Genomic DNA, 12,613 nt, shown 5'->3' with positions numbered 1-12,613 from the left:
TTAATTAAAAATGAATTTACTTACTATATTTTTAGGAATGGTTGGACCATGGCAAATAGCTATCGTAGTTGCCTTAGTATTATTATTATTTGGAGGTAGAAAAATTCCAGAATTAATGAGAGGTTTAGGAACCGGTATTAAAGAATTCAAAGATGCTACTAAGAATGAAGACGAAGAAAGTGAAAATGATAGCAAAGTAGAAGAAAAAAAATAGTTACACATTATAATAAAAAAACCGAAACTTATAAGTTTCGGTTTTTTTTTACTAAAGTTTTATTGCTGTCCCAGATGCGGTTACCATCAGCATTCCACCTTTAGCACCTACAGTTTCATAATCTAAATCTATACCTACAACAGCACTTGCTCCTATTTTTTTAGCTTCTTCGGTCATTTCCTTAATAGCTATATCTTTAGCCTCTCTAAGCACCCTTTCATACGAGCCAGATCTTCCCCCAACAATATCTCTTATACCTGCAAAAAAGTCTTTAAACATATTTGCTCCTATAATAGTTTCACCCGTAACAATTCCTAAATATTCTTTAGCTGGTTTACCTTCTAAAGAGGGTGTAGTTGATAATATCATAATTATTGGTTCTCTTTATTTTCCTTATCCTCTTTAGCCTTTTTCATAGCCTCCCCTATCTGATTACTAGCAGCAAAACTTGCAACCATATCATTTAGCATATTACTTCCTGCTTGAGGTGAGTTAGGTAATAAAATTAAGTTACTGTTTGTTTCTTCACCAATAGACTGTAGCGTATCGTAATGTTGTGTAACCACAATCAAAGCTGAAGCTTCTTGACTGTTAATACCTACTTTATTTAAAACTTCTACTGATTCTTCTAAACCACGAGCAATCTCACGACGCTGATCAGCAATACCTTGTCCTTGTAAGCGCTTACTTTCTGCTTCTGCCTTAGCTTTTTCAACAATTAAAATACGTTGTGCATCCCCTTCATATTGAGCTGCTGTTTTTTCTCTATCTGCCGCATTAATACGGTTCATTGCTGCTTTTACTTGGGCATCAGGATCAATATCAGTAACTAACGTTTTTATAATATCATACCCATAATCCATCATAGCATCATTTAACTCAGTCTTTACGGCAATAGCAATATCATCCTTTTTAACAAAAACATCGTCTAAACGCATTTTAGGAACTTCTGCACGTACTACATCAAACACATAAGAAGTAATTTGATCGTGCGGATAATCTAGCTTATAAAATGCGTCATACACCTTTTCACGAATTACTTTGTATTGTACAGAAACTTTTAATTTCACAAATACATCATCTAATGTTTTTGTTTCCACAATTACATCTAACTGTTGAATCTTTAAGCTTAGTTTACCTGCTATTCTATCAACAATAGGAATTTTTAATTGTAAACCTGAGTGACGTATACTCTGAAAACGACCAAAACGTTCAACAATTGCAGCAGTTTGTTGCTTAACAATAAAGAACAATGATAAGAATACTAAAATACCGATAACAATTACCGGATACATGTAAATTGACATAGTTTTTAATTTTTAAAATGTTAGTAATTTTTTTTGATAAAGATACTATTTATTAACAGTAGATATTTATAAGACGAATTTTATTTGAATTGTTACAATTCTTTTTTAAAATTTATATTTGTAAAAAATCAATTACATGGAACTTATACAACAAAGCATAACAGAAATTTTAATCTTACTTTTTTTAATCGTTACTTTTTTACAATCTGGAATTGATAAAGTGAGTGATTGGAAAGGAAACCTATCTTTTATTAAAGGACATTTTGAAAATTCACCTTTAAAAAATTCAGTACCTGTTTTATTAGCAATTATTTTAGTACTTGAGCTTTTAGCTGGTGCTTTAATGTTTGTTGGAATATTTCATTTATCAACAACAGGAAATCATAACATTGCTTTAATAGGAGCAGAATTATCTGCACTTACATTAATTTTTTTATTAATTGGACAGCGATTAGCAAAAGACTATGCAGGGGCAATGACATTAGCAGTTTACTTTATTGTTGCTATTTTAGGTGTATATTTATTAAATAGATAAAAATTATTAATTTTATTATAGTTAATAGTTTTTAATAATTTTAAAACCTCTTAAAAGATAGATTTTAAGAGGTTTTTTTTATTCTTTTAGGTATTTGTATGCTTTTTATTTAAAACTAACCATAATACTATTTAAATTTGATTTTAGTAATTTTTTAAGATATAAGTCAGAGAAGAATACTCACCAGATCGTTTTGCTTTTATATTTGATTTTAATCCTATGTAAAAAGCATGAATAGGTTTCTTCTTTTTGTTTTTGTTTTGTTCTGATAACAAAGAAACATAAAACGAATCAAATTTCATTGGAATAGTTTTTTCAACTTTCATTTCAACCAAAGAAAATATTTTTGAAATCGCTGTTCTTGAAAAATGCCATAAATGTCTTGGCACATCATAAGCAGCCCAAAACTCTTTGTAGTGTTTTGCATCAAAACTTTTATAGTTAGGAACAGCAATAACCAAAACACCATTTGGTTTTAAAAGCAATTTTAATTGTTGTATATAATTAACCAAGTTTGGTATGTGTTCTAATACATGCCATAAAGTGATAACATCAAATCTTTTATTTTCAATTTCAGATAAATCTTCTAAAAGGTTAATGTTTTTATTCTTGGCAAACTCACGAGCTTTTGATGATGGTTCTACACCATTAATATCCCAACCACCCTTTTGGCACACTTTTAAAAAATCTCCTGTACCAGCACCTATATCTAAAATTGTTTTTTCTTCCGTATTAAAAGAGTTAATCAACTTTAATTTTCTTTTTAAAGTAAAACTTTTTACAAGTTGGTAAATTCTATCAAATATAGAAGAGTTACTATCTGTATGTGAAATATAATTTGCACTTAAATAATATTTTTCCAAATTACTTGGTACTGGTGAAGTTACTAACATATCATATTCTTCATTCCTCATTACCTCATAACTCTCTTTCGACACTGTATAGTCAATACAATTTAAAAATGGATTCAGATCTATATAGAATTCTCTTTCTGTAGTCAAACTAATAAATTAAGTTCATTGTTCCACGAGGAACATTGGTTTTGGTTGAACAATTATACATAAAAAAATAAAACGTTCCACATGGAACGTTTTATTTTTTTATGTATAAATTATATTTTATCTTCCCATGTAAACAAGTAAGACAGATATATCACTTGGTGAAACACCACTTATTCTGCTTGCTTGTGAAATTGAGGTAGGTTGTATTTTAGATAATTTTTCCCTTGCTTCATATGATAACGACTTTACCTTGCTATAATCAAATGTAGATGGAATAGGAACATTTTCTAACCTATTCAATTTATCGGCATTATTCTTTTCTTTTTCTATATAACCAGCATATTTTAAATGTATTTCAACTTGTTCTATTACCTCGTGATCAATAGTGTTTTCTTGAATGTAACTTTCAACCTTTTCTATAGATCTAAAATCAGAAAAAGATAATTGTGGTCTAGCAGCAATCTTATATAATTTCATAGATTGATTAATTGTTGCTAAACTCTTATGCTCTAAAATAGGATTAACTTCTTCTTTAGTAACACTTAGTTTAGTAATGAAATCTATTAAATTTTGAGTTTTGTTTTGTTTCTCTAGTACTCTATCCATTCTTTCTTGAGAAGCTAACCCTAATTTATAAGATCTTTCAGTAAGGCGTAAATCAGCATTATCTTGTCGCAATAATGTTCTATACTCTGCACGAGAAGTAAACATACGATAGGGTTCTTCTGTTCCTTTTGTAATTAAATCATCAATTAAAACACCTATATAAGCTTCACTCCTTTTTAAAATAAATGGTTCTTTTTTTTGAGTTTTTAAGGCTGCATTTATACCTGCCATTAAACCTTGTGCAGCTGCTTCTTCATAACCTGTTGTACCATTTATTTGTCCAGCGAAAAATAGGTTATTAATTAATTTAGTTTCTAAGTTGTGTTTTAATTGTGTTGGCGGAAAATAATCATATTCGATAGCATAACCATATCTAAAAAATTTTACATTTTCAAAACCAGCGATAGAACGAATAGCTTTGTCTTGAATATCTTCAGGAAGCGAAGTTGAAAAACCATTCACATAAATTTCAACGGTATTCCACCCTTCTGGTTCTACAAAAATTTGATGACGTTCTTTTTCAGCAAAACGATTAATTTTATCTTCTACTGAAGGACAATAACGAGGCCCTGTAGATTTAATTCTACCATTAAACATGGGTGAACGCTCAAAACCCTCACGAAGTATATCATGTACTTCAGGGTTGGTATATGTAAGGTAGCAAGAACGTTGTTTAGTTAATGGTTTAGTAATGGGTAAATACGAGAATTTTTCAGGATAATCATCTCCAGGCTGTTCAGTCATTTTTGAATAATCTAATGATCTTCCATCAACGCGAGGAGGAGTTCCAGTTTTCATTCTACCAGCTTCAAAACCTTTTTCAACTAAACCTTCAGTAATACCAGTTGAAGCTCCTTCACCTGCTCTACCTCCACCAAAAGTTTTTTCACCAATATGTATTAATCCATTTAAAAAAGTACCTGCTGTTATAATTACTGTCTTAGCTTTTATTTCTAAACCTAAAGCAGTTTTAACGCCAGTAATGGTATTCTCATCAAACAACAATCCATTTACAGCATCTTGATAAAAATCTAAGTTTTCAGTTTGCTCTAACATTGTTCTCCAGCATTCTGCAAATTGCATTCTATCCGATTGTGCTCTTGGACTCCACATAGCAGGTCCTTTAGATTTATTTAGCATTTTAAACTGAATAGCGGTCTTATCTGTTACAATAGCGCTATAACCTCCTAAAGCATCAATCTCTCGAACTATTTGCCCCTTTGCAATTCCACCCATGGCAGGATTACAACTCATTTGAGCAATATTTTGTAAGTTCATTGTAATTAACAAAGTATGTGCTCCTATGTTTGCACTAGCTGCAGCTGCTTCGCTTCCAGCATGTCCACCTCCTACTACAATTACATCGTATGTTGTATTAACTAAACTCATTTTTTATAGTCAGTTCCACGTGGAACCCTTTTATTTTTTATCTAAAAATTTTAAATATTCATTTTCCTTAGAACGCATAATTTGCTTCTCTTCATCTGTTTTATCTTTGTACTTCATATAATGTAAAACACCGTGGATAATTACTCTGTGTAACTCATTTTCAAATGAAGTAGTAAACTCTTTCGCATTGTCTTCTACTCTTTGTACAGATATAAAAATATCTCCTCCAACTAATTTACCTAAAGTATAGTCAAAACTAATAATGTCGGTTAAAGTATTGTGTTGTAGAAACTCAATATTGAGTTTGTGTAAATATTCATCATCACAAAAAATATAGTTGATTTCACCTAGTTCAAAGCCTTCTTTTTTAATACACTCTTGTATCCATTTAGAAGTGTTTTCTTCATTCTTTAATTGAAACTCGGTTTCGTAATTAAATGCAATCATTTCTTTATATCAAATACTGTTGTTAACATCTTAAAAAAACTCAATTAAAAAGCGATTGTATTTGTATAATCTAAAGGCTTTTTAATGTGTTATTTTTTATCCTTCGGAAGGGTAAAATACTCTTGTACCTTCTTTTTGTAATTTTGGCGCAAAGGTAGTGATTGTCTATTTAATATCTCCGTTTGGTTATAAAACAACTTTTTAAACTTCAATTCTTTAGAACTATTGTTATTGAATTCTTGTAAATTGGTATTCGATTTACGTTGTTTATCTTTATTTTGTTCAAAAGTTGCTTTGTCTAATTTTAGTAATTCATAGTTTAACTGTTGCATTCTATTTATACTTTTTTGTGTAAACCCTTTTTCTAAAATTTCATTTTCTAGTTGCTCCATTTCCTTTAATGCTTTTTGAGCATCTCCACTCCTCTCTTTACCTTCTTTAATAGAATTTTTTAACTGTTCTCTTAATTGCGATTGTTCTTTATAAATTTGATACAACTCGCCATCTAAATCATCACTTTGCTCACCATTTTGACCTTCTTTTTCACCTTTCTTTTCACCATCTTTTCCATCCTTTGGTTTTCCTTGGTTTTTCTTTTGCATGCCTTGTTTCATCTTTTCCATTAATTCATTTTGTTTTTGAATAATGTCTGGCAAGCTAAACGACTTTCCTTTCCCCTTACCTTTCCCGTTGCCAGGTTTAGGATTTTGCATAGCATCTAAAGTATTGCTTAACATATCTGCTAAGGTATTTGCAGAGGTCATAACGTATTGCTGATTAGAAATACCGTTTTGAAAATAATTATCAGCAAAATTTTCTAAAGACTGATTTAAATTATAATGTGCCTGTGCAAGATGATCTTGAACTTTTGAAGATATCTTAGGAACTCTCATAGAAAGCACAAATAAACTATCATCAATGTGTTCAAAATAGGTTTTAAGTTGATGTTGTTTTTGTAGATTTTTACCAAAATCAGGATGTGATGAATTAGATGAAGAAAACTCATCCATTAAGGCTTCTTGGTCGAAAGAAAACGTAATAAGATTTTCTAAAATTTGACGCAACCCTTCCATATTTTCCTCTTCCATTTCGGCACTCATCGATTGCATGGCTTGTTGCATTTGCTGACTCATTTGCTGCATCTTTTTAGCAGCTTCTTTCTGATTTTTTTTAGTATCAGAAGTGTTATTCTTTTCTAAGTTTTCTTCAGCTTTATTTAGTTCTTCTTGAGTTTCTTTTTCTAATTTATCCATAGAAGGTATTTCCATGGGTTGTTTTAACTCTTTGTTCTCTTTTTGTAATTCGTCTAATTCTTTCTTTGCTTTTTTAAACTCTTCATTAATCTGTTGTTGCTCTTCTTTGTTAGTTTCTTTGTTACTTAACTCTTCTTGTTTTTTTGATAAATCATCAAGTTTATTAGCAACCTGATTCATTTTTTGTTCAACATAAAAACGTTTGGTCATTTCTAAAATGCGTTCTAAACTACGTTCTTGTTGTTTGTTTTGTTCTGCAAGTTCCTTAGTCTTTTTAATTAAACCTTCTTTGTTTAGCTTATCAGCCAACTTCTTTAATTCATCTAACAATTTTTGTTGCTTTTCTAACTTTTTGAGCTCTTCAATACGCTTTTTTAAGTTTTCTTTTTTCTCTTCAAGCGTTTCATTTTCTTCTTTCTTTTCAGAAAAATTCTCTTGTAATTTTTGTGTTTGACGTTGCATCATTTGCTTATATTGCTCTTGACGCTTTATTAAATTCTGAATTTTCTTCTGATCATTCCAGTTAATGTTCTTTTTGTTTTGTAAATTGAACTGAATTTTTTCTAAATCTTTTTTACTTTTTTGTTGTTGATCTAACGAATTTGTAATGTTTTCAATGTAGTTTTTTTGCTCTTGTAATAACTCCTCCTCTATTTCCTCTTCTGTTTTTTGACGATAGCTAAATTTTCTACTCGTGGCTTTTTTATTACCATTTACAATATCATTATCGTATACCTGAAAGTACATTTCGTAGTCTACACCTTTATTTAAATTTAAACTTCCTGGAAACTCAAAATAAAAGGTTTGAATAGTCTCTTTATTAATTTTAATTGATTGATAATTAGTGTTTTGATTATTGTTTTTATCATAATAAACTAATTGTAACTTTTTAAAACCATAATCATCAGCGATTTGACCTATAAATTGAGCATTCCCACGTGAAATACTATCAATGTTAGAATTTACATTAATCGTTGGGTATTCATCCTTAATTACACTTATATAAAACTGTAATTGTTCGTAATCTGTTAGATTTTTGTTAGATGTAGTTATTTGATAATTTGTATTGTTTAAGAGCTGTTTTGTAAACTCAAATTCGTTGTTTTCTTTTTGTTTAAAAATTGTTCTCTTTTCTTTTTCAACGAAGGTAACTGTATCGGTTTCAGAAGTTTTAATGTCCCATTTTATAATTGTTCCTTGTGGAACATTTAGGTTTCCAGTATTGTTTATCGTTTCAGAAGCTTTTTGTATGTATGACGGATATGTTAAGTTTAATGCAATATTTTGAATAGAAGGAGTTTTAATAATAGTAATATTATACTCTTTAGATTCTATACCGTTAGCACTAGCATAAAAAGTAATGGGGTTTTGAACTTCAGAAAACGTATATGAAAACAAACCATTTCCTTCATTCTCCATAAAATATTGTTGCTTATTAAAATGAATTTTGGTTTCTTCAGGTACCACCTCCCCTTCTGTTTGCATATATATGGTTATATCTTTTCCTTTAATAACACCTAAATCTTTTGCAGTTAAATTAAAATAAAAAGGAGCTGGAGGATTGTAAGCTACCGAATAATTCACTACGCGGTTAAAACTTTGCGAAAGTTTATTTGAAGTTCCAGTAAGCATAGAAATACCCCAAATAAGTAAAGGAACAAAAGTATATTTTATATATTTTTTATTTCCCTTAAAATCGATAGCCTTGTTAAAAGAAACAGGCTGTAATTCTTTTGATTTTTGCTCAATACTAGCAGATAATAAATCAGATTGCTGGTTGTTTTGTTGTAATTGTAAAACGTTTAATAATTTATCTTTTACCTCCGGAAAATGACTCCCGATGATTTTAGAAGATTCTTCAAAAGAAATCCCTTTTTGTAAGCCAACAATTTTAAAAATAGGAAAGCAAATAAAACGAAATAACAAGAAGATTTCCACAACAATAAACAACCAAAACAAAATAGTTCTAGCTGTGGGTTGTAACCATAAAAAATATTCAATAAACAGCGTAAAAAATAAATAGATTAATCCTAATGAAACAAATAAGATGCTTCCTTTGATAAGTTCATTAGTATAAAATTTCTTACTAAACTGCTTTAATTTTTGTTGTATTCTATTAAAATCTTCCATATCTAAGTATAAAAATACGTGTTTTATGAAGAAATATTAGTTAAAGATTTATTTAAACGTTTATATTTTCTTAATTCTTACTATATTTTTAAAAAAATAAAGATCATCGAAAGAAAAAATACGTGTTTTCCTTACCTATTGTAAGGTAAAAAAGGGTATGAGTTTTTAAAGTTAAATTAAATTGCTAGTACTAATTTTAAAAACTTTAATGATGATAAAAAACATTTCAAATTTAGGCACACTACTTAATAAGGTAGATCAAAAACACATTAACGGAGGTTTTTTCTTAGGAAATAACGAATGTGATATAACAGGATGTCATGAAAGTTATCCTGGAGGAAGTGGATATATTGGTCGTGGTGAAGGAAACCCATGTGCATTCGATACACCTTATGGTATGAGTTGTTCAGGAATTATACAAGATGGTTTATGTTGTATAAGTTAAGACCCAAGAAATGTATTAGAATAGTATTTATTTAAATGCTACCTTTATGTGAAGTATAATTAAACTATAAAAGTACTTAAAAAGTAAGTTTTTTGTAAGGAACTAAAGTTTTAGTAAACTAATTACAAAATATTTTTAGCATGAAACAACTAATTTTACCGACACTATTTTTAATTACACTTAATGCTTTTTCACAAAGTCCGTGGACAAAAAATAAAAACGAAGGATACGTTCAGTTATCATTTACCACAATAGGTAGCTATGATAAAATATATGGAAATCCAGTTTACACCCCACAACGAAAAATCACAGATAATACGTTACAAGTATATGGAGAATATGGTGTTACAGATAAAACAACAGTATTCGCTAATATTCCTTTTAAAATATTAAAAACAGGTGATTTTACAGAAGACATGTCAGCAATTTTTCCATCTTTTATTATTGATGAAGCTTCAGAAAACTTATTAGGAAACATTCAACTAGGAATAAAACATAACTTTTCTAATAGCAAATGGTTGTTTTCAGGACAGTTTTCGATTGAAGCAAATACAAGTACTTATAAGGAAAATTCAGGAATACGTAGTGGATATGATGCATGGACATTTACTCCATTATTTTTAACAGGTAAAGGTTTTGATTCATGGTACATTCAAGCTTTTACAGGATTTGATATTAGAACAAATGATTATAGTTCTAACTATAAATTAGGAGGAGAAATAGGTTACAAGGCTTTAAATTGGTTATGGATAGCAGGTTTTTTAGACGGTGTTGCCTCTTTAAAAAATGGCGACGTTATATTGCCTCAAGAAAACTTAGCAACAGGCTTATATGTAAACGATCAAAGCTACGCTGCTTTTGGACTAAAGTTTATTGGAGAGTTTAATAAATCTTTTGGTGCAAATATAGGACTTGGAGGTGCCTTTGCAGGAAGAAATGTAGCCAAAGCCCCCGCATTGAGTTTCGGGTTGTACCATAAACTTTAAAAAGTAAGGTTTTTACTTACTTTTTGTAAGGCGAAATAAACGAAGAGTTTTTAAAGTTGAATTAAATTGCTCGTACTAATTTTAAAAACTTTAAAGATGTTAAAAAACATTTCAAATTTAGGTGCTACCCTAAACAAAAAAGAACAAAAAAATATTAATGGTGGTTTTGGCGGAGGAACTATGCAATGCTCTTCAAATAGCGATTGTGATATTCTTAATTCTTACCCAGGGATGGAAAATGAACGTTTCTTTTGTTTCTGGGGTTATTGTCAAATATCTTAAAAATATATTATGTTAAAGAACATTTCAAACTTAGGTACTACCCTGAACAAAAAAGAGCAAAAAAACATTAATGGAGGATTTAGAAACATTAGATGTTTCTCTGACAAGGATTGTCCACCTTGGGATTCTTTTTGCTACAATGGCTATTGCCAGTATAAATAATATTTAAAGAAAGCGAGTTTAACTCGCTTTTTTCTTTTTTTCTCTTACCTCTTTTTTCTTTTCTATTAACATACAACTATCTTTGCGCTTTCAAATCAATAAAAAAATGACTGAGAACGTAAGAGTACGCTTTGCTCCGAGTCCAACAGGACCTTTACACATAGGCGGTGTAAGAACTGCTTTATTCAATTATTTATTTGCTAAAAAACATAACGGAACCTTTGTTTTACGTATTGAAGATACAGATCAAACACGTTATGTAGCCAATGCAGAACAATATATCATCAATTCATTAGAATGGTGTAATATTCCGTTTGATGAAGGCCCAGGTAAAAACGAAAAATTCGGACCATATCGTCAGTCAGAACGTAAAGATTTGTATAAAAAATATGCAGATCAATTAATTGAAACCGGTTGGGCATATTATGCTTTTGATACAGCTGAAGAACTAGATGCACACCGAAAAGATCATGAAGAAAAAGGAAAAACCTTTATTTATAACTGGCACAATCGATTAAAGTTAAACAATTCGTTGGCTCTTTCTGCTGATGAAGTTGCGGCTAAGATTAGTGCAGGAGAAAAATACGTAATCCGCTTTAAAACTCCACAAGACGAAACCTTAATTCTACAAGACGAAATTCGTGGTACAATTAAAGTAGAAACAAATACATTAGATGATAAAGTATTATTTAAGTCTGATGGAATGCCAACGTATCATTTAGCAAATATTGTAGATGATCATTTAATGGAAATTTCACATGTAATTCGTGGAGAAGAGTGGTTACCTTCTCTCCCACTCCATGAGTTATTATATCGTGCATTTGATTGGAAAGCACCAAAATTTGCGCATTTACCACTAATCTTAAAACCCGTAGGAAAAGGAAAGTTAAGTAAGCGTGATGGCGATAAATTAGGATTTCCAGTATTTCCATTAGAATACACAAATGAGCAAACAGGTGATGTTTCACGTGGATACAAAGAAGATGGTTATTTTGCTGATGCGTTTATCAATATGTTAGCTTTCTTAGGATGGAACCCAGGAACAGAAGAAGAAATTTTTAGTTTAGAAGAGCTAACTGCAGCATTTGAATTATCACGAGTAAGTAAATCAGGAGCTAAGTTTAGCCCAGATAAAGCCAAGTGGTTTAATCAGCAATACTTACAACAAAAAGAAGAGAAAGAATTAACCAATTTATACCTTCCAATTTTAGCAGAAAAAGGAATTGATGCAGATGTTAATTTTACAGAAAAAGTAGTTTCGTTAATTAAAGAACGAGCTGTTTTTGTGGCTGATTTCTGGGAGTTATCAAACTTTTTCTTTGAAAATCCATCAGTATATGAAGAAAAAGCAGTTAAAAAGCAATGGAAAGATAATACGGGTGAATTAATGCAGGAATTAGTCGAAGTAATTTCTAAAATTGATGATTTTTCAATAGAAAATGTACAAATTGAAATCAAAGGATGGATTACCTCAAAAGAAATAGGATTTGGTAAAGTAATGCAACCTCTTCGTTTAAGTTTGGTAGGTAAATTAGCAGGACCCGATTTGTTTGATATTATGACAATGATTGGTAAAGAAACCACTATTACAAGAATACAAAATGCCATAAAAGCACTATCATAACAATAAAAAGCCGCTTTTAAAGCGGCTTTTTATGATATTAATTTGTCCCGTCCTGAAATAAGTTGACACAAAATCGACTTATTATGAGTAAAGGAGTAAACAAGCGGGTTAAGCGCACCCAACGCGATTACAATTTAGGCTTTAAATTAGCCTTAGTAGCCGAGGTAGAAAAAGGCAACTACACCTATAAGCAGGTACAAAAAGTCTATGGTATTCAAGGTAGGAGTACTGT

12 protein-coding genes and 1 pseudogene are annotated in these 12,613 nt (G+C 30.2%); 7 read left to right on the top strand and 6 right to left on the bottom strand.

From position 1 onward, the window contains the following. Positions 1 to 10: 10 nt before the first annotated feature. A complete protein-coding gene (locus ACKTSW_RS12180) occupies positions 11 to 214 on the top strand; it encodes a Sec-independent protein translocase subunit TatA/TatB (protein ID WP_408025521.1) in 204 nt (67 codons plus the stop codon). Positions 215 to 265: 51 nt separating this feature from the next. Here ACKTSW_RS12180 and ACKTSW_RS12175 read toward each other — a convergent pair whose 3' ends face one another. Together ACKTSW_RS12175 and ACKTSW_RS12170 are read right to left on the bottom strand one after the other, a co-directional pair. Beyond that, entirely contained in the window at positions 266 to 583 is a 318-nt protein-coding gene (locus ACKTSW_RS12175; RefSeq protein ID WP_408025520.1) for a heavy metal-binding domain-containing protein, read from the bottom strand. Positions 584 to 585: 2 nt separating this feature from the next. Continuing rightward, the gene (locus ACKTSW_RS12170) at positions 586 to 1,521 is read right to left on the bottom strand and encodes an SPFH domain-containing protein (protein WP_408025519.1); all 936 of its coding nucleotides are present in this window, start codon (positions 1,519 to 1,521) and stop codon (positions 586 to 588) included. Between the two features lie 136 nt (positions 1,522 to 1,657). On the opposite strand from ACKTSW_RS12170, the gene ACKTSW_RS12165 reads away from it, so the two are divergent. After that, positions 1,658 to 2,056 carry a DoxX family protein gene (locus tag ACKTSW_RS12165; RefSeq protein WP_408025518.1) on the top strand — a complete coding sequence of 133 codons (399 nt, stop codon included), beginning with the start codon at positions 1,658 to 1,660 and terminating at the stop codon, positions 2,054 to 2,056. 143 nt (positions 2,057 to 2,199) lie between these two features. On the opposite strand, the gene ACKTSW_RS12160 is transcribed toward ACKTSW_RS12165, so the two are convergent. From ACKTSW_RS12160 to ACKTSW_RS12145, 4 genes are all read right to left on the bottom strand, one after another. Continuing rightward, positions 2,200 to 3,057 carry a class I SAM-dependent methyltransferase gene (locus ACKTSW_RS12160; protein ID WP_408025517.1) on the bottom strand — a complete coding sequence of 286 codons (858 nt, stop codon included), beginning with the start codon at positions 3,055 to 3,057 and terminating at the stop codon, positions 2,200 to 2,202. A 117-nt stretch (positions 3,058 to 3,174) separates the two neighbouring features. Then, entirely contained in the window at positions 3,175 to 5,052 is a 1,878-nt protein-coding gene (mnmG, locus tag ACKTSW_RS12155) for a tRNA uridine-5-carboxymethylaminomethyl(34) synthesis enzyme MnmG (protein WP_408025516.1), read from the bottom strand. A 30-nt stretch (positions 5,053 to 5,082) separates the two neighbouring features. Then, the gene (ybeY, locus tag ACKTSW_RS12150) at positions 5,083 to 5,499 is read right to left on the bottom strand and encodes an rRNA maturation RNase YbeY (protein WP_408025515.1); all 417 of its coding nucleotides are present in this window, start codon (positions 5,497 to 5,499) and stop codon (positions 5,083 to 5,085) included. Positions 5,500 to 5,588: 89 nt separating this feature from the next. After that, positions 5,589 to 8,882: a DUF4175 family protein gene (locus tag ACKTSW_RS12145; RefSeq protein WP_408025514.1), complete on the bottom strand. Its 3,294-nt coding sequence runs from the start codon at positions 8,880 to 8,882 to the stop codon at positions 5,589 to 5,591. Positions 8,883 to 9,093: 211 nt separating this feature from the next. Between ACKTSW_RS12145 and ACKTSW_RS12140 the strand changes: the two genes are divergently transcribed. From ACKTSW_RS12140 to ACKTSW_RS12120, 5 genes and pseudogenes are all read left to right on the top strand, one after another. Then, positions 9,094 to 9,327: a hypothetical protein gene (locus tag ACKTSW_RS12140; RefSeq protein ID WP_408025513.1), complete on the top strand. Its 234-nt coding sequence runs from the start codon at positions 9,094 to 9,096 to the stop codon at positions 9,325 to 9,327. 140 nt (positions 9,328 to 9,467) lie between these two features. Continuing rightward, positions 9,468 to 10,313, top strand: coding sequence for a hypothetical protein (locus tag ACKTSW_RS12135; RefSeq protein WP_408025512.1), 846 nt, complete (start codon positions 9,468 to 9,470; stop codon positions 10,311 to 10,313). 96 nt (positions 10,314 to 10,409) lie between these two features. Continuing rightward, positions 10,410 to 10,595 carry a hypothetical protein gene (locus ACKTSW_RS12130; protein WP_408025511.1) on the top strand — a complete coding sequence of 62 codons (186 nt, stop codon included), beginning with the start codon at positions 10,410 to 10,412 and terminating at the stop codon, positions 10,593 to 10,595. A 268-nt stretch (positions 10,596 to 10,863) separates the two neighbouring features. Next, on the top strand, positions 10,864 to 12,381 hold the full coding sequence (gene gltX / locus ACKTSW_RS12125; protein WP_408025510.1) for a glutamate--tRNA ligase: 1,518 nt from the start codon (positions 10,864 to 10,866) through the stop codon (positions 12,379 to 12,381). An 83-nt stretch (positions 12,382 to 12,464) separates the two neighbouring features. Further along, positions 12,465 to 12,613 (top strand): annotated as a pseudogene (locus tag ACKTSW_RS12120) (IS3 family transposase); the annotation flags it as partial.

The sequence above is a fragment of the Tenacibaculum sediminilitoris genome (genome assembly GCF_964513795.1).
In the GTDB taxonomy this organism is placed as follows: domain Bacteria; phylum Bacteroidota; class Bacteroidia; order Flavobacteriales; family Flavobacteriaceae; genus Polaribacter; species Polaribacter sediminilitoris.
This window is presented reverse-complemented; position numbering and strand designations above follow the sequence as displayed.

Excerpts from the sequence above, each read along its gene's own strand:
- ACKTSW_RS12180 (WP_408025521.1), top strand. The coding sequence starts at position 11 with ATGAATTTACTTACTATATTTTTAGGAATGGTTGGACCATGGCAAATA.
- ACKTSW_RS12175 (WP_408025520.1), bottom strand. The coding sequence starts at position 583 with ATGATATTATCAACTACACCCTCTTTAGAAGGTAAACCAGCTAAAGAA.
- ACKTSW_RS12170 (WP_408025519.1), bottom strand. The coding sequence starts at position 1,521 with ATGTCAATTTACATGTATCCGGTAATTGTTATCGGTATTTTAGTATTC.
- ACKTSW_RS12165 (WP_408025518.1), top strand. The coding sequence starts at position 1,658 with ATGGAACTTATACAACAAAGCATAACAGAAATTTTAATCTTACTTTTT.
- mnmG (WP_408025516.1), bottom strand. The coding sequence starts at position 5,052 with ATGAGTTTAGTTAATACAACATACGATGTAATTGTAGTAGGAGGTGGA.
- ybeY (WP_408025515.1), bottom strand. The coding sequence starts at position 5,499 with ATGATTGCATTTAATTACGAAACCGAGTTTCAATTAAAGAATGAAGAA.
- ACKTSW_RS12145 (WP_408025514.1), bottom strand. The coding sequence starts at position 8,882 with ATGGAAGATTTTAATAGAATACAACAAAAATTAAAGCAGTTTAGTAAG.
- ACKTSW_RS12140 (WP_408025513.1), top strand. The coding sequence starts at position 9,094 with ATGATAAAAAACATTTCAAATTTAGGCACACTACTTAATAAGGTAGAT.
- ACKTSW_RS12135 (WP_408025512.1), top strand. The coding sequence starts at position 9,468 with ATGAAACAACTAATTTTACCGACACTATTTTTAATTACACTTAATGCT.
- ACKTSW_RS12130 (WP_408025511.1), top strand. The coding sequence starts at position 10,410 with ATGTTAAAAAACATTTCAAATTTAGGTGCTACCCTAAACAAAAAAGAA.
- gltX (WP_408025510.1), top strand. The coding sequence starts at position 10,864 with ATGACTGAGAACGTAAGAGTACGCTTTGCTCCGAGTCCAACAGGACCT.